The organism is Streptomyces sp. NBC_00989 (assembly GCF_045162655.1).
Classification (GTDB): domain Bacteria; phylum Actinomycetota; class Actinomycetes; order Streptomycetales; family Streptomycetaceae; genus Streptomyces.
The window spans coordinates 4,175,506-4,197,926 of the sequence record NZ_CP108728.1 but is presented as its reverse complement, the minus strand read 5'-3'; the positions used below and the strand labels follow the sequence as shown (position 1 = coordinate 4,197,926).

Genomic DNA, 22,421 nt, shown 5'->3' with positions numbered 1-22,421 from the left:
CCGCCCCCGAGTCACAAAGACTCGGAGCCGGGCCCACCGTACGTAAGACCAGGGACGTCGAGACCTAAGCCTCGAACACCTCCCGCACCAACTGCTCCTGCTCAGCCTGGTGCCGCTTGGCCGACCCCACCGCCGGGGACGAGCCGTGCGGGCGGGAGATCCGCCGCAACCGCTCCCCGTGAGGAACATCCGCGCCGACCGCCAGGTCCAGGTGGTCGATCAGGTTCAGGGCGATGAACGGCCAGGCGCCCTGGTTGGCCGGCTCCTCCTGGGCCCAGAGGTACTTCTCCGCGTTCGGGTACTTGGCGATCTCGGCCTGGACCTCGGCACCGGGCAGCGGGTACAGCCGCTCAAGCCGGATGATCGCCGTGTCCGTGGAGCCGCGCTTGACCCGCTCGGCGTCCAGGTCGTAGTACAGCTTGCCCGTGACGAAGACGACCTTGCGGACGGCCGCCGGGTCCGTCACCGACGCGTCGCCGATGACCGGGCGGAACTGGCCCGTCGTGAACTCCTCCGTCTTCGACGCGGCGGCCTTGAGGCGCAGCATCGACTTCGGGGTGAAGACCACCAGCGGCTTGTGGTGCGGGTTGTGCACCTGCCACCGCAGGAGGTGGAAGTAGTTCGACGGCAGGGTCGGCATCGCGACCGTCATGTTGTTCTGCGCGCAGAGCTGGAGGAAGCGCTCGACGCGGGCCGAGGAGTGGTCCGGGCCCTGGCCCTCGTAGCCGTGGGGGAGCAGGAGCGTGACGCCGGACGTCTGGCCCCACTTCTGCTCCGCCGCCGAGATGTACTCGTCGACCACCGACTGCGCGCCGTTGACGAAGTCGCCGAACTGCGCCTCCCACATCACGAGCGCGTCGGGGCGGGCCAGCGAGTAGCCGTACTCGAAGCCCATGACCGCGTACTCGGAGAGGAGGGAGTCGTAGACGTTGTAGCGCGCCTGCTCCTCGGAGAGGTACTGGAGCGGGGTGTAGTCCTCGCCCGTCTGACGGTCGATGAGGACCGCGTGGCGCTGGCCGAACGTGCCGCGGCGGGAGTCCTGGCCGGAGAGGCGGACCGGGGTGCCCTCCAGGAGGAGGGAGCCGATCGCGAGCGTCTCGCCCATGCCCCAGTCGATCGTCCCGTCCTCGACCATCGTCGCCCGGCGCTGCAACTGCGGGAGCAGGCGCGGGTGGACGTGGAAGGTGTCCGGGATGTTGACCTGGGACTCGGCGATCCGCTTGACGACCTCCGTGGAGATCGCGGTGCTGACCGCGACCGGGAACTCCGCCTGCGGGTCCGACATCGGGGCGGCGCCCGGCTGGGCCGTCGCCTCGCGGACCTCCGTGAAGACCTTCTCCAGCTGGCCCTGGTAGTCCTGGAGGGCTTGTTCGGCTTCCTCAAGGGTGATGTCGCCGCGACCGATCAGGGACTCGGTGTACAGCTTGCGCACCGAGCGCTTCTTGTCGATGAGGTCGTACATCAGGGGCTGGGTGAAGGCCGGGTTGTCCGACTCGTTGTGACCGCGGCGGCGGTAGCAGATGAGGTCGATCACCACGTCCTTGTTGAACGCCTGACGGAACTCGAAGGCCAGGCGGGCCACGCGGACCACGGCCTCCGGGTCGTCGCCGTTCACGTGGAAGATCGGGGCCTCGATCATCCTCGCCACGTCCGTCGCGTACATCGACGAGCGGGACGACTCCGGGGCGGCCGTGAAGCCGACCTGGTTGTTGATGACGATGTGGATCGTGCCGCCGGTGCGGTAGCCGCGCAGCTGCGACATGTTGAGCGTCTCGGCCACCACGCCCTGGCCCGCGAAGGCCGCGTCACCATGCAGGGCGAGGGGCAGGACCGTGAAGTCCGTGCCGCCCTTGTTGATGATGTCCTGGCGGGCGCGGACGATGCCCTCGATGATCGGGTCGACCGTCTCCAGGTGGGACGGGTTCGCCGCGAGGGTGACCTTGATCTGCTCGCCGTCCAGGCCGGTGAACGTGCCCTTGGCGCCCAGGTGGTACTTCACGTCGCCGGAGCCGTGCATCGACTTCGGGTCGAGGTTGCCCTCGAACTCGCGGAAGATCTGGGCGTACGACTTGCCGACGATGTTCGCCAGGACGTTCAGGCGGCCGCGGTGGGCCATGCCGATGACGACCTCGTCGAGGCGCGACTCGGCCGCGCTGTCGATGACCGCGTCCAGGAGCGGGATGACGGACTCGCCGCCCTCCAGGGAGAAGCGCTTCTGGCCGACGTACTTCGTCTGGAGGAAGGTCTCGAAGGCCTCCGCCGCGTTCAGGCGGCGCAGGATGCGCAGCTGCTCCTCGCGCTCCGGCTTGGAGTGCGAGCGCTCGATGCGGTCCTGGATCCACTTGCGCTGCTTCGGGTCCTGGATGTGCATGAACTCGATGCCGGTGGTGCGGCAGTAGGAGTCGCGCAGCACGCCGAGGATGTCGCGCAGCTTCATCAGGGACTTGCCGGCGAAGCCGCCGACCGCGAACTCCCGCTCCAGGTCCCACAGGGTGAGGCCGTGCTCGGTGATGTCCAGGTCGGGGTGCTTGCGCTGGCGGTACTCCAGCGGGTCGGTGTCGGCCATGACGTGGCCGCGGACCCGGTAGGAGTGGATCAGCTCGAAGACGCGGGCGGCCTTCGTCACGTCGTTGTCGTGCGACGCGTCGATGTCCTTGAGCCAGCGGACCGGCTCGTACGGGATGCGCAGCGCCTCGAAGATCTCGTCGTAGAAGCCGCTCTCGCCGAGCAGGAGGTTCGCGACGATCCGGAGGAACTCGCCGGAGGCGGCGCCCTGGATGACCCGGTGGTCGTAGGTCGACGTGAGCGTCATGACCTTCGAGATGCCGAGCTTGTTGAGGGTGTCCTGGCTCGTGCCCTGGAACTCGGCCGGGTAGTCCATCGAGCCGACGCCCATGATGACCGACTGACCGGGCATCAGACGCGGCACCGAGTGGACGGTGCCGAGGCCGCCGGGGTTGGTCAACGACACGGTGACGCCCGTGAAGTCATCCATCGTCAGCTTGCCGTCGCGGGCGCGGCGGACGATGTCCTCGTAGGCCTGCCAGAACTCGAAGAAGTTCAGCGTCTCGGCCTTCTTGATGCCGGCGACGACGAGCTGGCGGTCGCCGTTGGGCTTCACCAGGTCGATGGCGAGACCGAAGTTGACGTGCTCCGGCTTGACCAGGGTCGGCTTGCCGTCCTTCTCCTGGAAGGAGTAGTTCATCGACGGCATGGCCTTGATGGCCTGCACCATCGCGTAGCCGATGAGGTGGGTGAAGGAGATCTTCCCGCCCCGGGCACGCTTCAGGTGGTTGTTGATGACGATGCGGTTGTCGAAGAGCAGCTTGACCGGGACCGCGCGCACCGACGTGGCGGTGGGGACCTCGATCGACGCGTTCATGTTCTTCGCGACCGCGGCGGCGGGACCGCGCAGCGTGACGAACTCCGGGCCACCGGGGGCCTCGGTCGCGGGCTCGGCCTTCTTCGGCTGGGCGGCCGGGGCCGCTGCCTTCACGGGGGCCGGAGCGGCGACGGGAGCCGGCGCAGGGGCCGGAGCGGCCGCTGCGGGCGCCGGCGCGGGGACCACCGGAGCCGGGGGTGCGGCAGGAGCGGCCGGAGCCGGAGCCGGGGTTACGGGTGCGGCCTGGGCCGGGGGGGTGGGCGCTGCGGCCCCCGCGGCCGCAGTACCCGCCGAAGTCGAGGTCGGGGCGGCAGCCGCGCCCGGCTTGTAGTCGGCGAAGAAGTCCCACCAGGCTCGGTCTACCGAGTTCGGATCCTGGAGGTACTGCTGATAGATCTCGTCGACGAGCCACTCGTTGGGCCCGAACGCCGCCGCGGGATTCTTACCCGCGGCTTGGTCGGACTCGGTCGAGATGGTCGAGTTACTGGGGGACTGTGACGACACGGCGGCAACCGCCCTCTTCCGCTTCACAAGGTGATGGACAGCGGGAATTAAGGCTACGCCCCCATGACCGCCAAGGTCAGGTCGGGCCGGTCCATCGTCGCGTAAGTCACATCGGAAAGTGTGTTTCGAGCGCTGAAATGGCGGGAAACAAGCGTGGTTCCGCTACGGAAGAGACGCGTCGATGCGGGCCGGACGCGCCGATGGCGCGGGCCTGTGCCTGATCACACGTGTCCGTCAGTGCGGACCGTCGTGGATCTTGGGGCTCCGGTTCGAACTTTACGTCAACTTGGCACGGAAGACAGTCCCGGGAGGGTGACGATGATCCTGCAGCCACGGTCGGATTCGGCCACACCGATCCGGCCGCCGTGCAGATCCACCGCCCAGCGGGCGATCGCCAGGCCGAGGCCCGTACCGCCGTCGCTGCCCGGTCCGTGCGGCGAGCTGACCGCTCCCCGGTTGAACCGCTCGAAGATGTGCGCCCACTGCGCCTTCGGGATGCCGGGTCCCTCGTCCAGGACCTCCAGCTCCAGCGACTGGGGCAGCGACCCGCGCCGCGCCTTCACCGTCACCCGGCCGTGCGCGGGGCTGTGCTTGACCGCGTTGTCGATCAGGTTGGCGACGACCTGGTGGATGCGCTCCGGGTCCGCGAGCGCGGTCAGTTCCGGCGGGGACACGTCCAGGTGCAGATGGACGTCCGTCCGCGTGTGACTCCCCGAGCCCGACGCGATGCCCGCGCGCGCGGAGGCGACCATGTTGGCCTCCTTGAGCACGCCCGAGAGATACGGCCACACCTCGAAGCGGCGCGTCTTCAGCGGTACGACGCCGTTGTCCAGCCGGGAGAGGTCCAGCAGCGTCTCGACCAGCCGGCCGAGCCGCTCCGTCTGCTTCAGCGCCGTCCGCATGGTCTCCGGATCGGCGGCCGAGACGCCGTCGACGACGTTCTCCAGTACGGCGCGCAGGCCCGCGATCGGGGTGCGCAGCTCGTGCGAGACGTTCGCGACGAGTTCCTTGCGCTGGCGCTCCTGGGCCTCCAGCTCGTCGGCCATGACGTTGATCGTCCCGGCCAGGTCGCCCAGTTCGTCGCGGCGGTTCTCGCGCACCCGGCGCGTGTAGTCACCGCGCGAGATGGACCGGGCCACCGTGTTCATCTCGTCCAGCGGCGCGGTGAGCGAATGGGCCACGAACTGCGTTATCAGCAGTGTGGCGATCATCGAGAAGACCGTGATGAAGCGCAGCTCCGTCGCCGTGCGCATGGCGATCATCATCAGCCCGGTGGTGATGAGCACCGCGATGACGACCAGCGCGCCCAGCTTGGTCTTGATCGAGAACGGGCGTACGCCGCCCCAGGGCTCCCCGGGGCTCCTCCGTGACGTCGGCCCTTCGCTCATGGCGTCGGTGTCTCCAGTGCGTAGCCCACGCCGTGCACCGTGCGGATCCGCTCGGCACCGATCTTCCGGCGCAGCGCCTTGATGTGGCTGTCGACGGTGCGGGTGCCGGAGGCGTCCGCCCAGTCCCACACCTCGGCGAGCAGCTGCTCGCGCGAGAGCACGGCACGCGGGGTGTTCGCCAGGCACACCAGCAGGTCGAACTCGGTGGGCGTGAGATGCACGTCCTCGCTGCGCACCCGTACCCGGCGCTGCGCGTGGTCGATCTCCAGCTCGCCGAGCCGCAGGATGCCCGAGCGGGGGGTGGACGCGGCCACCACGGCACGCTCGACGCGGCGCAGCAGGACATGCACGCGCGCCGCCAGCTCCCGCATCGAGAACGGCTTGGTCATGTAGTCGTCGGCGCCGACCCCGAGCCCGACCAGCATGTCGGTCTCGTCGTCGCGCGCGGTGAGCATCAGCACCGGCACCGGGCGGGCGGCCTGCACACGGCGGCAGACCTCCAGTCCGTCGAAGCCGGGCAGCATGATGTCGAGGATCAGCAGATCGGGCTGCCAGGCCTCGGCGGTGTCGACGGCCGACGGCCCGTCGCCCGCGGTCTGCACGAGAAATCCCTCGGCGCGCAGACGGGCCGCGATGGCGTCGACGATCGTCGGATCGTCCTCGACCACGAGCACCCGGCGCTGCGCGCCCGGCGTGGCCGTGGCCGTACCGTTGTGGGAGGTGTGTGTCTGCTCCATCGCCCGCCCCTGAAGTGTGCTTTCCGGAACCATGTGGGGTGATCCCATGACTGCGCTTGACGCTTGAATGATCTGCGTCAGGGAAGCAGAGTACGGGGAGTGACGTCGCCTTTGCTATCCAGGTCGTACGGCGAGGTGCACGACGTCGGGAACGCCTCGGGCAACGGGGATCTCTTCGGTACGCACCTGCTGGAACCCGGCATTCCATAAGGTTCGCTCAAATTCCGGAGAGGGCTGCGCCGACCACACGGCAAGGACCCCGCCCGGCCTCAACACCCTTGCGCAGCTTGCCAGTCCGGCCGGTGAGTAGAGGCTGTCGTTGCTGTCGGTGACGGTCCAGCCGGGGCCGTTGTCGATGTCGAGGCAGAGCGCGTCGAAAGTGGCGCAAGTCTCATTAACAAATGCGACCAGGTCCGTTTTCACAATGTCGGTCCGCGGGTCGGCGAGAGCGGCCGCGGAGAGCGCCGACAGCGGGCCTGAACGGTGCCATTCGACGATCGCGGGCTCCCGTTCGACGACCGTGATCCGGCCCCACCGAGTGTCGGCGGCGGCATGGGCGAGCGAGAAACCGACGCCGAGCCCGCCGATCAACACGTGCGGTTCGGGGCGTGAGTCGAGGGCATCGCGTGCGGCGTCGACCAGCAGCCGCTCCGAGCGGCCGTCCGAAGTGTCCATCAGGAAGCACCCGTTGGCGATGATCTGGAGCAACTCCCCGTGCCGGCGCAGCACCACCTCGCCGTAGGGGCCCTCGCGACGGTCCAGGACAACGGGGGTGTCGTACGCGGTGGTCATCCGCGCACGGTACCCGCGGACGCGTAAGAAGGCTTTCAGGTTGCTGTGAATCGGCTCTCGCGTGGCGTCGGTCATAGACAGCGGCAGGTGGGACGGCGAAGGGTGGGGTGAAACGGAAGGAGCGCCTCACCGTGGAACGGATCGCGACGGCCGACACCCAGGCCACCGCCACGCCTCCGGGCGGGCCCCTGGCCGAGGAACCCGGGTCGGCCTCGCCCCTGGATCCCGGGCTGTTGGACGCGATGCCGAGACAGCGGGAAGCGCTGGACGCCGACAGGGAGTTGGGGCTCGCGGGTCCCGGTCCGGCCGCGGTGTCCGTCACCGCTTCGACCCCGGCCGTTCCCGCGGAACCGCGAGCCCTGGTCGCGCTGCGCGGCCTCCACCCCTGGCGGCTGCTGCCCACGCCCACCGGGACGCCGTTCACCTTCTGTTACGGCGTGCTGCTCCTCGTCACCTCGCTCGTCGCGCAGTACGCCGGTCCCACGTTCGTGAACCAACTGCACCAGGCCTCCAGCACCGATGTCGCCCACCTGCTCCGCGACCCGTTCCTCGTGCTGATCGCCAGCGCGCTGTGGATCGTGGGCGGGATGATGTCGCCGTACGCGGTCCTCTTCCTGCTCGTGCTGACCGCGCTGGAGCGGCGGATCGGCGGGGCGCGGGCCGCCGGGGTGTTCCTGTCCGGGCACATCCTGGCCACGCTCGCGACCGAAGGGACCGTGGGCATCGCGGTGTTGGCGGGCCACCTCCCCGACAGCTCGCTCCACCGCCTCGACTACGGCATCAGCTTCGGCGTCGCCGCGAGCATAGGAGCGCTGGCCGGTCTGCTGCGGCCGTGGCTGGGGCTGCCGCTGATCGGCCTGTTCGGCTGGTCGCTGGTCGCGGACCTGATCGCGTTCACCGACCCCATGACGAACTGGGGCCATCTGATCTCGCTCGCGATAGGCGTCGCGACCTGGCCGCTGATACGGCGCTGGCAGCGGGCCGCGAGGGTGACTCGGCTCGGTACGGCCCGGGTTGAGGTCGCCCGGGTCTAACTCCCCGCCCGCCTGGCCGCGTTCAGCTTCTTGGCCAGTGCCGGGATGCCAAGTCGGGCTTCCTGCCCGGCGGTTGCCTCGTGCAGCTTGTTGGTGAGCTGGTAGGGGTCGGCGCGCAGGTCGTAGTACTCGCGGAAGAGCACCTTGCCGTCGCCGTTCGTCGCCAGGCCGTTCTTGTCGAGGCGGGTGCGGTAGTACTCCGTGTACTGCTCGGATTTGCCGATGTACGTCGCCCAGGTGTGGATCGGTTCCTTGTCCTGCCGGTTCCACCACCACTCGGCGAGCAGATGGTCCCGGTCGGCGGTGCCGAGGAGCGAGTGCCCGTCGTGCGGGGTGTCCGGGGTGATGCCGGCCGCGTCGAGGAGGGTGGGCGCGATGCCGACGTGACCGGTGAGACGGTCGTCCGAGGTGCCCCGGTCGAGACCGCGGGCCGGCCAGGACAGGTGGAACGGCACCTCCAGACTCGGCCGGTACGGCACCGACTTGCGCAGCCAGCCGTGGTCGCCCCAGCACAGCCCGTGATCGCTGGTGTACAGCACGAGCGTGTTCTCCAGCTGGCCGAGCGCCCGCAGCTTGTCGCGGAAGTCGCGCATCGCGTCGTCCACGGACAGCAGGGTTCTCAACTGGCGGGCGCGCAGGGCCTGTCCGGCGGCCAGACCGTGCTTGGCCTTGCGGAGGAACGCGGGTTTGTCGTCCTTGTCGCTCTCGAAGACGGACGGCCGCCCGGCCCACCCCGGAACACGCGTGTCGGCGTACTTCTTCTCCGGGATGTTGAACTCGTGGGCGCTACGTGTGGCGACGTAGGCGAACCACGGCCGCCGGTCCGTCCGCGACCCGTCGATGAAGGCGAGGGCGCGGTCCTTGATGACGGTGGTGTTGTAGCCGGGGATGTTCCGGACGGTCCCGCCGTCGTTGTAATGGCCGTTGTAGTACGCCACCGGTTCCTGGAGCAGCCACTCGTCGAAGTGGGGCGGGTTGTCGCCGGTGTGCCAGTAGTTGAGGTACTTGCCGAACAGGCCCGTGCGGTAACCGGAGTCGTGCAACTGCCTCTGCACGGTGGTGTGCTGGTCCAGGTGGTAGGGGTGGCGGGTGTCCAGGACGCCGTGGTTGTGCGCGTACCGCCCCGACATGATCGAGGCGCGGGAGGGCGCGCACAGCGGGGTGTTGGCGTGCGCCCGCTCGAAGGTGACGCCGTGGTCGCCGAGCCAGTCGACGGTCTGAGGGGTCGCCCAGTCGGTGTCCTTGGGCTGGTCGTCGGTGACGACGACGAGGATGTTGGGGCGGTCGTCGCCACGGGCGCGGGTGCGCGGGGAGGGCGACGGGGAGGTCAAGTTCCGTACGGGTGCGGCCGGTTCGCCTGCCGGGGGCTTCTTGTCGCCCTTCACGGCGAGGACGGTCACCGGGATCGCCGCCGCCGTCGCGACCACGGCGGCTCCGGCCACGACGGCCCGCCTGCCGGGCCCGCGCCGCTGCTGCCCCTCACCCACCGCGTCGCCCATCGCATCCCCCGTGTCCCCGTAGGCACAGCCCGCCGACTGTGAATCTGCTTGCATTTTGCGGCAGTTGGCTGTGAATGCCGTTGCGGGGGTGTAGCGATGGCGTGGCGAGCCGATCGCGGTCTTGGACGGGGGAGGTCCGGATGACGGATACGAATGCGGTACGGCGGATAGAGCGGGCGATCGATTCAACTGGCTTGGTGGTGGCGGGAGTTGCCGAGGCCCAGTGGGCGAACATCACCCCGTGCGCGGAGTGGGACGCCCGGGCCGTCCTCAACCACACGGTGGGCGGCATGCGTATCTTCGCCGCCGAACTGAACGGTGCCGACCCGGGCGCCGAGCACGAGTCCGACTGGCTGGGCACCGACCCGGAAGCCGCGTACACCGAGGCGGCGGAGGCGGACCGCACGGCCTGGAACCGCCCCGGCGCCCTCGATACGACCGTCCACATCTCGCTCGGCGCGCTGCCCGGCCCGATGGCCGCGCTGATCCACTTCACGGAGGTCTGCGTCCACGGCGTGGACCTGGCGGTGGCGACCGGCCAACAGGCTTCAGTGGACGAGGAGTTGTGCGCGGAACTCCTGTCGGTGATGCGGGGGATGGGCGGCTTCGACGCGTACCGGATACCCGGTGTCTTCGGTCCCGAGGTCCAGCCTCGGCCAGGCGCGGCCCCGCACGGCCAACTGTTGGCCTACTTGGGCCGCACGCTCACCTGATCCGGTTGATCCGGTTGATCTGCTCGGCCCGGTGACCACACGTACCGCGTGGTCGTCGTGACCGCGTGGAAGCCCAGGCGGCGCAGGATGGGTGCGCTGTCGTCCGAGGCGTCCACGTGCAGGTACGGGACTCCGCGGGCGGCGGCGAGGGCGGCCCGGGTGGTGACGAGGGCGCGGTAGATGCCCTTGCCGCGCCAAGCGGCGAGCGTCGAGCCGCCCAGCAGGCTGGCGAACTCCGTCCCCGGCCGGAAGGCGAGCCAGGCCGTGCAGACCATCTCGCCCGCCGCCTCGACGACGTAGACGGCCATCTCGTCCGGAGCGGCGGCGATCCGGCCGAGCAGGTCGGTGGCCAGCCAGTCCAGGTCCCCGCCCCAGACGGCCGACTGGAGTGCCCCGAGCCGCCGCAGATCCGCCTCGGCGCTGACCCGGCGGACCGTGACTCCCTCCGGCAGCACGGGCTCCCCTACGGCCAGTTCAGCGGCCCGCGCGATCAGCACGGTCGCCGGTTCCTCGGCCACGAACCCCGCCGCGCGCAGCCGGTCCGGGACGTCGGCCGGGATGTCATGAGCGCGGGTCCTCCACTCCATGACCTCCCCGCGCGCCGCGAAGAAGTCCTGCTGCCGGACGATCAGTGCGTCGAGCTCGGCCCCGTACACCCCGAGGTCACGCGCCCCACTCACAAACCCCCGGCCCTGCCCGACCGTCCGCAACAGCGGCCCGTCCTCCTCGTACGTCACGCCGGCCGGCGGAATGGGAGGGGTGGCGCGCAGCTGCTCGTCGTAGGCGGCGAGGAGGGTCTGGGTTTCGGTCTTGGTTTCCGGCTCTGTCACGGGGTGACGGTACGGGGGGTGGTGGTCCGGATGTGGCGTAGGAGGGCGGTGAGTTGGGGGCGGTGGGTGTGGAGCACGGTGGTGGGGGTGTCGCTTTCGCGGAGGGCGAGGGCGGTGTCCGATGCGGCGAGTTCGACGCAGTTGTTGTCCGCCGACCCGGAGAAGGAGGTCGCGGGCTCGCCCTCGTGGAGCTGTGCGCCGATGCCTGGGGGAGCTTCGTGATGGGGCCGGCCCAGGGCAAGGTCGTGTGGTTCGAGCTGCTGTCGGACGTACCGGGGCGCGTGGCGGCGTGACGAGTCAGCGTGTGGTGTCGGCGATGCGGTCGCGGTACTCCTGGAACGCGTGCCAGCCCGAGGGCACTCCCGGAGTGATCAGTTCTCCTGACGAGCAGTCCAGCACCTTGCAGCCGAAGGCGCCCGCGAGACGGAACACGGAGTCGAGCACGTCGTCGCCGGAGCCGCGGACGTGCAACATGATCGAGTCCACGGGATCCTCCGAGCCGATGTTGAGTTCGATGGACCAGGTGGGTCCGGTGAGGTCGCCCCAGGTGGGATCCGCGAGGTCGGTTTCGGGCTCGGCTCGGCTCACGGTCGCGAGGGCCTCGTGCAGTGGGCCGAGTGGGCGCGGGGCGTAGCCGTCGGGTATGTCCTGCGCCGAGGTGATGTCGTCGGGCAGGTGGAGGAGAAGAACGTCCCAGCTCATGTGGACCTTCCGGAGGGGGAACGGGCGGTTGGGCCGTCGGCGGGGGTTCAGCTCAGGCTGAGCTGTTCTCCGGGCGGCTGGGGCGTGAGCGTGCCGCGGAGTCGGTTGATCGACGCCCGCCAGGGGGCGCCGTCCCGTCCGTCCCAGAGCTCCAGGAGTTCGGACGGTTCGGTCATGACGCGGTCGAGGGCCTGGAGGGCGAGGGCGCGTAGACCGGTGAGGTCGGGGAGCGGCTCGTCCGGTCCGTAGTGGGGGTGGGCGGGCTCGCCGCCGGGGCTTTGCGCGGCGACCAGGGCCGCTGCCGCAACGGCTTCGTCGCCGACGTTCGCGTAGAGGCAGTCGGTGCTGTCGGCCGCTCGGACGAGTGCGTCCTGCACCAAGCCCTGACGCGCGTCCGGAGAGGCGTCGTCGAGGTCGCCGCACCAGTCCGCAGCGGTGTCGTTGTCGAAGGGACCGGTGTCCCAGGTGCCCATGCGTCTCTCCTGATCGTGATGGCGTCGTGTCCGGGCATCGTGGCAGGCGCCACTGACATCGACCGCTGAGGCCGACCGTCGAGATCGGGCGTCGAGCCCCGGCCGTCCCGTCAGCGCACCCCTCCAACGCACCCCGCTCCCCGGGAAGCCCTCGCCCCATTTCCGTGTTGACCTGCACGGAGCCCGGTGCGCTACCGCTGATCGCTCAGGGCGAACACCAGGTGGGGAACAATCGAAGTCGCCCAAGCATTGAGTCGGCATAGCTCAACTTGACTGCCTAAGGGGAGATCATGGCTTCGACGTCCACACCGCTCACCCTGCCCGTGCTGCCGCTCGACGACGAGGTCGTGCTGCCCGGAATGGTGGTTCCGCTGGACCTGAACGACACCGATGTACGCGCCGCCGTGGAGGCCGCCCAGGCCGCCGCGCGGTCCGAGCCCGGAAAGCCCAAGGTCCTGCTGGTGCCACGCATCGACGGGACTTACGCGAGCACGGGTGTGCTCGGCACCATCGAGCAGGTCGGCCGGCTGGCCGACGGTGATCCGGGTGCGCTGATCCGCGGCCGTAGCCGCGTGAAGATCGGGGCCGGGACCACCGGGCCCGGTGCCGCGCTCTGGGTCGAGGGCACCGCGCTCGACGAGAGCCTGCCCGAACCCTTGCCCGGCTCCGTTTCCGAGCTGGTGAAGGAGTACAAGGCGCTGGCCACCGCGTGGCTGCGCAAGCGGGGGGCCTGGCAGGTCGTCGACCGCGTGCAGGCCATTGACGATGTGTCCACGCTCGCCGACAACTCCGGTTACTCACCCTTCCTCACCACCGAGCAGAAGATCGAGCTGTTGGAGACCGCCGAACCGGTGGCCCGGCTGAAGCTTGCTACTCAGCACCTGCGCGACCACCTCGCCGAGCAGGACGTTGCCGAGACCATCGCCAAGGACGTGCAGGAAGGCGTCGACAAGCAGCAGCGCGAGTTCCTGCTGCGGCGCCAGCTCGAAGCCGTCCGCAAGGAACTGCGCGAGCTGAACGGGGACACGAGCGACGGCGAGGAGTCCGACGACTACCGCGCCCGGGTCGAGGCCGCCGATCTTCCCGAGAAGGTCCGCGAGGCCGCGCTCAAGGAGGTCGAGAAGCTGGAGCGGTCCTCCGACCAGTCGCCCGAGGGGTCGTGGATCCGCACCTGGCTGGACACCGTCCTCGAACTGCCGTGGAACGAACGGACGCAGGACGAGTACGACATCCAGGGCGCCAAGGCGATCCTGGACGCCGAGCACGCCGGTCTGAACGACGTGAAGGAGCGCATCACCGAGTACCTGGCCGTGCGCAAGCGGCGCGCGGAGCGGGGCCTGGGTGTTGTCGGAGGTCGGCGCGGTGGTGCCGTGCTCGCCCTCGTCGGCCCGCCCGGTGTCGGCAAGACCTCGCTCGGCGAGTCCGTCGCGCACGCGATGGGGCGGAAGTTCGTGCGGGTCGCGCTGGGCGGGGTTCGGGACGAGGCCGAGATCCGTGGACACCGGCGTACGTACGTGGGTGCCCTCCCCGGTCGTATCGTCCGGGCCATCAAGGAGGCCGGGTCCATGAACCCGGTGGTCCTGCTGGATGAAATCGACAAGGTGGGGTCCGACTACCGGGGTGACCCGGCGGCGGCACTTCTCGAAGTCCTCGACCCCGCGCAGAACCACACCTTCCGCGACCACTACCTGGAGGTCGAACTCGACCTGTCCGACGTCGTGTTCCTCGCGACGGCGAACGTTCTGGAGGCCATCCCGGAGGCGCTGCTCGACCGGATGGAACTGGTCCGGCTCGACGGTTACACCGAGGACGAGAAGGTCGTCATCGCCCGTGACCACCTGCTCCCGCGCCAGCTGGAGCGGGCGGGGCTCAAGGACGACGAGGTCGTCATCGACGAGAGCGCGCTGCGCAAGCTCGCCGGTGAGTACACCCGTGAGGCGGGTGTCCGCACCCTGGAGCGGTCCGTCGCCCGGCTGCTGCGCAAGATCGCGGCCCAGCACGAACTGGGCCGGCGGGAGCTGCCGTTCACGGTGACCGACGCCGATCTGCGCGGTCTGATCGGACGGCCGCACCACGTCCCCGAGTCCGCCCAGGACCCGGCCGAGCGCCGCACGGCCGTACCCGGTGTCGCCACCGGTCTCGCGGTCACCGGCGCGGGCGGTGACGTCCTCTACGTCGAGGCGTCGCTGGCCGACCCGGAGACGGGGGCGGCGGGTCTGACCCTGACCGGTCAGCTCGGTGACGTGATGAAGGAGAGCGCGCAGATCGCCCTGTCCTTCCTCCGCTCGCACGGCGCCGAACTGGAGCTGCCCGTCGGCGACTTGAAGGACCGGGGCGTGCACATCCACTTCCCGGCGGGTTCGGTGCCGAAGGACGGCCCGAGCGCGGGTGTCACGATGACGACGGCCCTGGCGTCGCTGCTCAGCGGCCGCCTGGTCCGCACGGACGTGGCGATGACGGGTGAGGTCTCCCTGACCGGTCGGGTCCTCCCGATCGGCGGTGTGAAGCAGAAGCTGCTCGCCGCGCACCAGGCCGGGGTCACCACCGTGATCATCCCGAAGCGCAACGAGCCCGACCTGGACGACGTCCCGGCCGAGGTCCTGGACAAGCTCGACGTCCACGCGGTGACGGACGTCCGCCAGGTCCTGGAGCTGGCGCTGTCGCCGGCGACGAACGGCGCGACGTCGGAGGTTCCGGTGGCGGCGTGACGGACGCGACCGGTAGATGAGGGCCCGGGTCCCCTCTCGCGAGGGGGCCCGGGCCTTTGTCGCACGTCCGTGTCCTGGGAAGGGGGTCCGGACGACGCCATTGGTCCAGCCCTGCGAAATACTGGCGGAGCTGCGGCGATGACGGTGTTTGGCGGAAACTTTCACGATCGGGAAAGCGGACCAATGGGTGCTGACGTGCACAAGGGCGAGGACAGGAACGGCAGCGGGCTTCCCGGAGACGGCGGCGCGTTGTCCGTGGGCCCCGACGGACTCGCCGTGGACCACGAATACCTGTCCCTGGAGCGCGAGTTGACGTTCCTGCTCCGCCGGGCCCGGGCCAACCAGGGGGAGATGGCCCGCGAGGTCCACCCCGACCTGGAGTCCGCCGCGTACGGCCTGCTGGTCCGGCTCGACGAGTACGGCAGGCAGCGGGCCACCGAACTGGCCGCCTACATCGGCGTCGGCAAGGCCACGATGTCCCGCCAGCTGCGCGCCCTGGAGGACCTGGGCCTGATCGCCCGCGAGCCCGACCCGGCGGACGGCCGGGCCTGGCTGGTCGACCTCACCGACGAGGGCCGCCGCCGGGTCGTCCACGTCCGCGAGGCCCGGCGGGCCCGCTACGTCAGCCAGCTCTCCCACTGGGACCGCCGCGAGGTCGCCGAACTGGCCCGGCTGCTCCACCAGTTGAACGGCGTCATGGAGAAGTGACACCCGACGGAGAGACGACACCGAAGGGAGAGGTGGCACCGGCGTAGCGGCCGGTCACAGCTCGGCGTACACGACCGTCGCGTCGTCGTGCGTCTTGCTCCGCCGCAGATACGTCCGCTCCTCCGCGTCCGCCCGCTCCAGCGCCCGTACCCGGGTCACCAGCTCCGGCGCCCCCTCCTTCCGTACGAGAGCGAGGCAGTCCGCCCAGTCGCCCTGGCCGAACTTCTCCACCCACCGCGTCGCCCCGTCCGTCAGGGCGGCGAGGGCGCGGACGTCGGCGCGGGGGAGCGAACCCGTCACCGCGCGTGCCGCGACCGACGGATCGGCGGCGGCCGTGAAGAAGCCGCCCTCCTTGTTACGGAGCGTGGTGTCGATCATGGCGTCCGTCGCGAGAGCCGAGCGGGGGAGGCGGGAGAGGCGGTCGTCCAGTACGGCGGTCACCTCGCCGGCCGGGGATTCGGCCAGCAGCGCGGAGTCCGAGAGGACCAGGTATTCGACCTCCTGGGGGGACCAGCGGGCCAGTGCGACCGTTGCCTGTGGGGTGCGTGGGTGAGAAAGGTCACAGGTGGTGGCGTGGGCCTCAGCTGTTCGGAGGATCGCCCGGGAGAGAATCTCCGCCAGGGTCAGATCCCGGCAGGAAACGGTCAGTTCGGTCAGCGCGCCGCCCAGGCGCGCGGTGTACCAGGGGACCGAATGGAGACAGCCCGTCTCCCCTCTCGGTGGTGTCACCCCGTCCAGGACGATCAGCGAACCGCCCTGTCCCGAGGCCGGAAGGCCGACACTCGCGAAGTCCTCGTTGGGGCGGTCCGGGTCGCCGGGTTCCGACACAAGTTCCGTACGCATTCAGCCAGTCTGCACGACCTCTTCACAGGCTCCGCGAAAGGTTGGCACTCATGGTCGAATGGGCGCAGTCGTGCAGGTCAGGCGCCTGGTTTGGGCTGGAATGGATCACTCCGAGAATGCGTGGCGGCGAATCCTGCCAAAGCGCGCCGCTCACGTCCAACCGGCGCGGTGCGCGAGGGCCCCGGACCGGCCGCCGGAACTTGCCCGCCAACTCCCCTCCGGGGTTCACTCCTTCGGGTGGCGGGCCGGACGATGCGCGGCCACTGCCTACCGGCACTGGGAGGGTCGCCGTACCGGGATGACGGAGCGTCACCCGGGCCCATGGGTATCACGAGTCAGGAATGCGAGCACCGGTGCAGAAAAAGCGGCCGCGGCGCACAGGCAAGCAGACGGCCCCTCAGGGGGGCGCCACCGGTGCCGCCACGCCCGACCCCGCGGGCAGGGGGCGCCGCACCCACGTACGCAACCGGCTCATCATCGCCGTAGCCGTCGTGGCCGCCGCCATCGCCGCGGCCGGTGTTCCCTCCCTCATCACCGCCTCGGGCCAACTGAGCGACTCCCAGGACCTGGTGACCCTCGCCGGGCAGACGCAGGACGCGCTGTCGCTGGCCCACTCGCTCGCCGACGAGCGGGACGAGGTCACCTCGTACATCGCCGCCGGCCGCCCCAAGTCCCAGGCCCCCGACGAGGACCGCAGCGCCCGCGTCGACCGCCAGGTCGAGGAACTCCGCGCCGACACCGACATCTCCGCCGCGCTCCGCTCGGACCTCGACGACGTCGCCGCCGTACGACGGGCCGCGCTCACCGGGAAGAGCAGCGCGCTGGAGGCGCATGTCGCGTACTCCGGTGCCATTACCGAACTGCACCGGCTCGCCGAGCAGTTGGCGGAGCAGATGCCGCCGCGGGCCGGTTCCGGCGCCTACGCGCTCGCCGAACTCGACGCCGCCGTCCAGCAGGCCGCCGCCGCCCGGGGACTGCTGCTGGCCGCCCTGAACGTGCCGACGACCACCGAGACGGTCATCAGCCCCATCACCGGTCTCTCCGTCACCGAGACCACCTCCACGAAGGCCCAGTCCAAGGAGCGCGACGCCCTCAGCGCCGCCGCCCAGCAGGCCCGGCTGCGCTCCGACGCCGCCCTCGCCGACTTCCGCGAGGGCGCGACGAAGGACGCCGTCGCGGGCTACGACTCCGTGGTCACCGGGTCCGACGTCAACTCCGCCGAGAAGTACCTCACCTCTCTCACCGCCCAACCCACGCTGTCCGACGGCCAGTTGGACACCAGCACGAAGAAGATCGACGCGGCGCTCTCCGCCCGCGTCGACCTGATGCGCGGCGAGGAGTCCGCGCTCTACGTGGACCGCGCCAAGCTCCTCGCCCAGCTCCGCGACGACGACGTCACCGCGCTGGAGATCCGCATCGCGGTCCTCGGCGCGCTGATGCTGCTCGCCGTCGGTATCGCCACCGCGATGGCCCGCACCCTCACCCGCCCGCTCTCCGTCCTGCGCCGCGGCTCGACGCGCCTGGCCGAGGCCGAGGACCCGGCGGCCGAGGAGCCCATCAAGTTCACCGGCCGCAACGACGAGTTCGCCCAGGTCGTCCGCTCGGTCAACTCCCTGCACGCGCACGCCGCCGCCCTCCACGAGCGCATCGCCACCCTGGAGGCCGACCGCAAGCACCTCGTCGGACAGCGCCAGAAGATGGCCGACGCCCGTGAGGAACTACGCGCCGAAGTCACCGACTCGGCAGGCCAGTTGGAGCGGCTGCGCACCAGCATCGGCGGCACCTTCGTCAACCTCGCGCTGCGCACCCTCGGCCTGGTCGAGCGCCAACTCGCCGTCATCGAGGGCCTGGAGGAGCGCGAGCAGGACCCCGACCGGCTCTCCACCCTCTTCAAGCTCGACCACTTCGCCACGGTCATGCGTCGCCACAGCGAGAACCTCCTCGTCCTCGCCGGCACCGAACACGTCCAACAGCACGCCGGGCCCGTCCCGTTGGTCGACGTGGTCCGCGCGGCGGTCAGCGAGATCGAACGCTACGAACGCGTCCGCATCTCGGCACTCCCCCCGCACGCGCACGTGGCGGGCTTCGCGGCCGACGACATCAGCCACCTGCTGGCCGAACTGATGGAGAACGCAAGCTCGTTCTCCCCGCCGGACGCCCCCGTGGAGATCTCCGGCTGGCTCCTGGAGAACGGCGAGGTCATGCTCTCCGTCCAGGACGAGGGCATCGGCATGACCATCAGCCGCATGGCCGGCCTCAACGCCCGCCTCACCGAGTTCGACCCGGAGTCCCCCTACGACCAGGAGGGCGAGGAGGGTCTGGGCCTGGGCCTGTACGTCGTGGCCTGCCTGGCCCACCGCCACGGCGTCCGGGTCCAGCTCCGCGACCAGAAGCAGGGCGGCATCGCGGCGGTGGTGGTCCTCCCCGGCCCCCTGCTCGCCACCGCCCCCGCATCAGCGGTCCCGTCCACCACCCCGGTGACCGGCGACACCCACTCCTACTCCCTCCCCGGCGCCTCCGCGGAGTCCAACTCCAACGTCCTGCACGGCCGTTCGGAACACAAGGACCCCCTGGTGGCCTTGGCGGAGCAGGCGGTCCGGGAGACCCCGGCGGAAACGTCGGCGGAGTCTCCGGCGGAAAATCCGGTGGAGATTCCGGCGGAGTCTCCCGCGGAGATGACGATGGAACTCCTGCTGCCGCTGGCGCCGGAGGACCGAGCCGCGACGGAAGCCCCGCGAGCGGCAGGCGGACGGGGAGCAGACGCGAGGGGGGCCGCGCACGAACGGCTGGCCGCCGACGGTGAGTTCGCCCCACAGGGGCCACCCGCACCCGACGACGATGGCCGCACGGGCGGTGCGGGTGGGAGCAAGATCCCGGCTGACGGCGAAGCCGAAGCCGTAGAGCACGAGCGAGCCCAGGACGAGGACCCCGTCACGGACAAGGGCCTCCCCAAACGCACCCCCAAGATCACCCAGCCCGCCCAAGCCCCGCGCCAGCGAACCGGCACGGTCGACGCCGAAGCCCTGCGCCGCAGACTCGGCGGCTTCCGCGCAGGAGCCTCCGCCGGCTACCGCGACGTAGAAGCGGAAATCGCCGAGAAGACCGGCCAGAACCCGGTCCCGGCCCCGCGAAGCGCAACCGCACCATCCGAAGAACCCACGGGGGGCACCGTCGAGGAGGCAAGCAGTTGACCGCGCCCAGTACCTTCGGACTGAGCAGTGAAGCCCGCAACCTGCACTGGCTGCTGAGCAACCTCGTCGAGGAGGTGCCCGGCATCCAGTCGGTCGCGGTCGTCTCCTCCGACGGCCTGCTGCTCCTCTCCTCCGATCCGGGGAGGAACGCCGAGGCCAAGGAAGCTCTCGAAACCAAGCGCAGCGGACCGCGAGGCTCCGCCGCGGACCTCGCCACCATCGTCTCCGGCATCGGCAGCCTCACCATCGGCGCCGCGAAGCTGATGGACTCCGGCCCGGTGAAGCACACCATGGTCGCGATGGAGGAGGGCAGCCTCTTCGTGATGTCGATCAGCGACGGTTCGCTGCTCGGCGTGCACGGCGCCGCGGACTGCGACATGAGCGTCGTGTCGTACCACATGGCGCTCTTCGTCGGACGGGCCGGCCATGTGCTGACGCCCGAACTCCGCAGCGAGCTACGGAAATCCTTCGAGGACGCGACCGCGGGGAGTGCGCGATGAGCCGTACGCCCAACAAGCTCCCGGTGCGCGGCGGCGACCGCAAACCCGCCCGGGTACGCCCCTACTCGCTCACCGGCGGCCGGACCCGATTCGGCCATGTCCTCCTGGTGGAGACCTTCGTGGCGGCGCTCGAAGCCCCGGAGGAGCGCAAGGAGTTGACGAACGGTTCGCTCAACACCCGGGTCATGCCCGAGATGCGGGCCATCGTCGAACTCTGCCGCCGTATGCGCACGGTGGCCGAGATCGCCGCGCTGCTGAAGATGCCGCTCGGTGTGGTCCGCGTGCTCCTGAGCGATCTCGCCGACCAGGGAAAGATCCGTGTGTACGGAACCGGAACCGCTCACGGTACGGGCCGTCCTGACCGCGCTCTGCTGGAAAAGGTGCTGAGTGGACTCCGTCGTCTCTGACGCCGCCGCCTACGGCGTCTCCCCGCTCCTCAACGACGAGAAGCAACTCCTCAACGACGAGGAGGAATTGCGGCCCTGGCAGACGGACCGCACCCGCGCGCCCGTCGCCGCGAAGATCGTGGTGGCCGGCGGCTTCGGCGCCGGCAAGACCACCATGGTCGGCGCCGTCTCGGAGATCCAGCCCCTCCAGACGGAGGCGCTGATGACCGAGGCCAGCGAGGACACCGACGACCTCACGGCCACCCCCGGCAAGATGACGACCACGGTCGCCATGGACTACGGCCGTCTCACGCTCGACGACGACCTGGTGCTCTACCTGTTCGGTACGCCGGGACAGCAGCGGTTCTGGTTCATGTGGGACGACCTGGTGCGCGGCGCGATCGGCGCCGTCGTGCTGGCCGACACCCGCCGTCTCAAGGACTGCTTCCCCGCGCTGGACTACTTCGAGAGCTGCGGGCTGCCGTACATCGTCGCGGTCAATCACTTCATAGGCAGCGAGCGGTTCGACCCGGAGGATGTGCGGGAGGCGTTGACGATCCCCGCGCACGTACCCGTCATGATCATGGATGCGCGGCGGCGGATTTCGGCCATCGAGACGCTGCTCGCGCTCGTCGGCCACGCGCTGGACGTCACCCCCGAGTAGCCCCCGAGCAGTCCTCGAGAGCCAGTCCTCGATCAGTCGCGACCAAGGAGCCACCACCCGTATGCGGAAGATACTCGTCGTCGGAGCCGGCCAGTCCGGGCTCCAACTCGCCCTCGGACTCCAGTCGCACGGGTACGAGGTCACCCTGATGTCGAACCGGACGGCGGACGAGATCCGCTCCGGACGGGTCATGTCGACGCAGTGCATGTTCACCACGGCACTTCAGTACGAGCGCGATCTCCAGCTGAACTTCTGGGAGTCCCAGGCCCCGAAGATCGAAGGACTCGGCGTCTCGGTCGCCGCCCCCGGCTCGCACGACCCGGGGCCGACCCAGCGCGCGATCGACTGGGTGGGCAAGCTCGACGGGTACGCGCAGTCGGTCGACCAGCGGGTCAAGATGGCCGGCTGGATGGAGACCTTCGCCCAGCGCGGCGGTCAACTGGTCATCCACGGCGCGGCAGTTGGGGACCTCGACTACTTCTCCCGTACGTACGACCTCGTGCTCGTGTCGGCGGGCAAGGGCGAACTGGTCTCGATGTTCGCCCGCGACCCGGAGCGTTCCCCGTACACCGAGCCGCAGCGCGCCCTGGCGGTGTCCTATGTCCACGGTCTGGGCCCGCGCCCGGAGCACCCGGAGTACGACGCGGTCCGCTGCAACCTCGTGCCCGGCGTCGGCGAGCTGTTCGTCATGCCGACGCTCACCACGTCCGGGCGTGCGGACATCCTGTTCTGGGAGGGCATACCCGGTGGACCGTTGGACGTCTTCAACGGCGTCAAGGACCCGGCGGAGCATCTCTCCCTGACCCTGGAACTCATGGAGAAGTTCACGCCGTGGGAGTACGAGCGGGCGCGGGACGTCGAACTCACGGACGCGGGTGGGACGTTGGCCGGGCGGTACGCGCCCACCGTCCGTAACCCGGTCGGTCAGCTGCCGGGTGGCGGTCTGGTGCTGGGCGTCGCGGATGTCGTCGTCGCGAACGACCCGATCACCGGGCAGGGGTCCAACTCGGCGTCCAAGTGCGCGGCTTCGTATCTCGCGTCGATCCTTGAGCACGGTGAGAAGGAGTTCGACGGGGACTGGATGGCCGCGACGTTCGAGCGGTACTGGGAGACTGCGCGGCACGTTACGAAGTGGACCAACGCGATGCTGTCTCCGCCGCCGGAGCACATTCTCAACCTCATTGGGGCGGCTGGGCAGTTGCAGCCGGTGGCGGATCGGTTCGCCAACGCGTTTGATGACCCCGCCGACTTCGAGAACTTCTTCTACGAGCCTGAGAAGACGGGTGCGTACCTGGCTTCTGTTGCCGGGGCCTAGTCGCCGTTGGGGTTGTGGGGAGTTGGCGGCTGCGGGCTCGTTGTGGCTGGTC

At 69.9% G+C, this 22,421-nt stretch carries 19 protein-coding genes; 9 read left to right on the top strand and 10 right to left on the bottom strand.

Annotation, left to right across the window (positions count from 1 at the left end; genetic code table 11):
- Positions 1–64: 64 nt before the first annotated feature.
- The 4 genes from OG714_RS17990 to OG714_RS17975 all read right to left on the bottom strand — a co-directional run bounded on the left by OG714_RS17990 (position 65) and on the right by OG714_RS17975 (position 6,803).
- Positions 65–3,886, bottom strand: a complete 3,822-nt coding sequence (locus OG714_RS17990; RefSeq protein WP_406122170.1) for a multifunctional oxoglutarate decarboxylase/oxoglutarate dehydrogenase thiamine pyrophosphate-binding subunit/dihydrolipoyllysine-residue succinyltransferase subunit — start codon at positions 3,884–3,886, stop codon at positions 65–67.
- 281 nt (positions 3,887–4,167) lie between these two features.
- On the bottom strand, positions 4,168–5,274 hold the full coding sequence (locus OG714_RS17985; protein WP_406122168.1) for a sensor histidine kinase: 1,107 nt from the start codon (positions 5,272–5,274) through the stop codon (positions 4,168–4,170).
- Positions 5,271–6,011, bottom strand: a complete 741-nt coding sequence (locus tag OG714_RS17980; protein ID WP_033282112.1) for a response regulator transcription factor — start codon at positions 6,009–6,011, stop codon at positions 5,271–5,273. Before OG714_RS17980 ends, OG714_RS17985 begins: the two co-directional genes overlap by 4 nt.
- A 114-nt stretch (positions 6,012–6,125) precedes the next feature.
- Positions 6,126–6,803, bottom strand: coding sequence for a spermidine synthase (locus OG714_RS17975; RefSeq protein ID WP_406122166.1), 678 nt, complete (start codon positions 6,801–6,803; stop codon positions 6,126–6,128).
- 131 nt (positions 6,804–6,934) lie between these two features.
- On the opposite strand from OG714_RS17975, the gene OG714_RS17970 reads away from it, so the two are divergent.
- Positions 6,935–7,837, top strand: a complete 903-nt coding sequence (locus OG714_RS17970) for a rhomboid-like protein (protein ID WP_406122165.1) — start codon at positions 6,935–6,937, stop codon at positions 7,835–7,837.
- Here OG714_RS17970 and OG714_RS17965 read toward each other — a convergent pair.
- Positions 7,834–9,390, bottom strand: coding sequence for a sulfatase (locus OG714_RS17965; protein WP_406122164.1), 1,557 nt, complete (start codon positions 9,388–9,390; stop codon positions 7,834–7,836). The two genes, OG714_RS17970 and OG714_RS17965, sit on opposite strands and share 4 nt — an antisense overlap.
- An 86-nt stretch (positions 9,391–9,476) precedes the next feature.
- On the opposite strand from OG714_RS17965, the gene OG714_RS17960 reads away from it, so the two are divergent.
- Positions 9,477–10,049 carry a TIGR03086 family metal-binding protein gene (locus tag OG714_RS17960; protein WP_406122162.1) on the top strand — a complete coding sequence of 191 codons (573 nt, stop codon included), beginning with the start codon at positions 9,477–9,479 and terminating at the stop codon, positions 10,047–10,049.
- Here the strand turns inward: OG714_RS17960 and OG714_RS17955 are convergent.
- The 4 genes from OG714_RS17955 to OG714_RS17940 all read right to left on the bottom strand — a co-directional run bounded on the left by OG714_RS17955 (position 10,025) and on the right by OG714_RS17940 (position 12,054).
- A complete protein-coding gene (locus tag OG714_RS17955; protein ID WP_406122160.1) occupies positions 10,025–10,879 on the bottom strand; it encodes a GNAT family N-acetyltransferase in 855 nt (284 codons plus the stop codon). The two genes, OG714_RS17960 and OG714_RS17955, sit on opposite strands and share 25 nt — an antisense overlap.
- On the bottom strand, positions 10,876–11,082 hold the full coding sequence (locus OG714_RS17950; RefSeq protein WP_406131861.1) for a DUF397 domain-containing protein: 207 nt from the start codon (positions 11,080–11,082) through the stop codon (positions 10,876–10,878). Before OG714_RS17950 ends, OG714_RS17955 begins: the two co-directional genes overlap by 4 nt.
- Positions 11,083–11,176: 94 nt before the next feature.
- Entirely contained in the window at positions 11,177–11,581 is a 405-nt protein-coding gene (locus OG714_RS17945; protein ID WP_406122158.1) for a hypothetical protein, read from the bottom strand.
- Positions 11,582–11,628: 47 nt separating this feature from the next.
- On the bottom strand, positions 11,629–12,054 hold the full coding sequence (locus tag OG714_RS17940) for a DUF4259 domain-containing protein (protein ID WP_406122156.1): 426 nt from the start codon (positions 12,052–12,054) through the stop codon (positions 11,629–11,631).
- Between the two features lie 290 nt (positions 12,055–12,344).
- Here OG714_RS17940 and lon point away from each other — a divergent pair, with 290 nt between their 5' ends.
- Both lon and OG714_RS17930 read left to right on the top strand, forming a co-directional pair.
- Positions 12,345–14,762: an endopeptidase La gene (gene lon, locus OG714_RS17935; protein WP_406122154.1), complete on the top strand. Its 2,418-nt coding sequence runs from the start codon at positions 12,345–12,347 to the stop codon at positions 14,760–14,762.
- A 183-nt stretch (positions 14,763–14,945) separates the two neighbouring features.
- Positions 14,946–15,470, top strand: a complete 525-nt coding sequence (locus OG714_RS17930) for a MarR family winged helix-turn-helix transcriptional regulator (RefSeq protein ID WP_406122153.1) — start codon at positions 14,946–14,948, stop codon at positions 15,468–15,470.
- A gap of 54 nt (positions 15,471–15,524) precedes the next feature.
- On the opposite strand, the gene OG714_RS17925 is transcribed toward OG714_RS17930, so the two are convergent.
- Entirely contained in the window at positions 15,525–16,313 is a 789-nt protein-coding gene (locus OG714_RS17925; RefSeq protein WP_406122151.1) for a protein phosphatase 2C domain-containing protein, read from the bottom strand.
- A 353-nt stretch (positions 16,314–16,666) separates the two neighbouring features.
- On the opposite strand from OG714_RS17925, the gene OG714_RS17920 reads away from it, so the two are divergent.
- From OG714_RS17920 to OG714_RS17900, 5 genes are all read left to right on the top strand, one after another.
- The gene (locus tag OG714_RS17920) at positions 16,667–19,504 is read left to right on the top strand and encodes a nitrate- and nitrite sensing domain-containing protein (protein WP_406122149.1); all 2,838 of its coding nucleotides are present in this window, start codon (positions 16,667–16,669) and stop codon (positions 19,502–19,504) included.
- The gene (locus OG714_RS17915) at positions 19,501–20,004 is read left to right on the top strand and encodes a roadblock/LC7 domain-containing protein (RefSeq protein ID WP_406122147.1); all 504 of its coding nucleotides are present in this window, start codon (positions 19,501–19,503) and stop codon (positions 20,002–20,004) included. The genes OG714_RS17920 and OG714_RS17915 overlap by 4 nt, the downstream gene beginning before the upstream one ends.
- On the top strand, positions 20,001–20,411 hold the full coding sequence (locus tag OG714_RS17910) for a DUF742 domain-containing protein (protein ID WP_033282123.1): 411 nt from the start codon (positions 20,001–20,003) through the stop codon (positions 20,409–20,411). The genes OG714_RS17915 and OG714_RS17910 overlap by 4 nt, the downstream gene beginning before the upstream one ends.
- The gene (locus OG714_RS17905) at positions 20,392–21,054 is read left to right on the top strand and encodes a GTP-binding protein (RefSeq protein ID WP_406122145.1); all 663 of its coding nucleotides are present in this window, start codon (positions 20,392–20,394) and stop codon (positions 21,052–21,054) included. Before OG714_RS17910 ends, OG714_RS17905 begins: the two co-directional genes overlap by 20 nt.
- A gap of 61 nt (positions 21,055–21,115) precedes the next feature.
- A complete protein-coding gene (locus OG714_RS17900; RefSeq protein ID WP_406122143.1) occupies positions 21,116–22,369 on the top strand; it encodes a styrene monooxygenase/indole monooxygenase family protein in 1,254 nt (417 codons plus the stop codon).
- Positions 22,370–22,421: the final 52 nt, after the last annotated feature.

Bases quoted from the DNA above. Each gene is read 5' to 3' on its own strand.
- OG714_RS17910 (WP_033282123.1), top strand. From the start codon at position 20,001: ATGAGCCGTACGCCCAACAAGCTCCCGGTGCGCGGCGGCGACCGCAAA.
- OG714_RS17930 (WP_406122153.1), top strand. From the start codon at position 14,946: ATGGGTGCTGACGTGCACAAGGGCGAGGACAGGAACGGCAGCGGGCTT.
- OG714_RS17985 (WP_406122168.1), bottom strand. From the start codon at position 5,274: ATGAGCGAAGGGCCGACGTCACGGAGGAGCCCCGGGGAGCCCTGGGGC.
- OG714_RS17940 (WP_406122156.1), bottom strand. From the start codon at position 12,054: ATGGGCACCTGGGACACCGGTCCCTTCGACAACGACACCGCTGCGGAC.
- lon (WP_406122154.1), top strand. From the start codon at position 12,345: ATGGCTTCGACGTCCACACCGCTCACCCTGCCCGTGCTGCCGCTCGAC.
- OG714_RS17900 (WP_406122143.1), top strand. From the start codon at position 21,116: ATGCGGAAGATACTCGTCGTCGGAGCCGGCCAGTCCGGGCTCCAACTC.
- OG714_RS17945 (WP_406122158.1), bottom strand. From the start codon at position 11,581: ATGAGCTGGGACGTTCTTCTCCTCCACCTGCCCGACGACATCACCTCG.
- OG714_RS17960 (WP_406122162.1), top strand. From the start codon at position 9,477: ATGACGGATACGAATGCGGTACGGCGGATAGAGCGGGCGATCGATTCA.
- OG714_RS17980 (WP_033282112.1), bottom strand. From the start codon at position 6,011: ATGGAGCAGACACACACCTCCCACAACGGTACGGCCACGGCCACGCCG.
- OG714_RS17975 (WP_406122166.1), bottom strand. From the start codon at position 6,803: ATGACCACCGCGTACGACACCCCCGTTGTCCTGGACCGTCGCGAGGGC.
- OG714_RS17925 (WP_406122151.1), bottom strand. From the start codon at position 16,313: ATGCGTACGGAACTTGTGTCGGAACCCGGCGACCCGGACCGCCCCAAC.
- OG714_RS17965 (WP_406122164.1), bottom strand. From the start codon at position 9,390: ATGCAAGCAGATTCACAGTCGGCGGGCTGTGCCTACGGGGACACGGGG.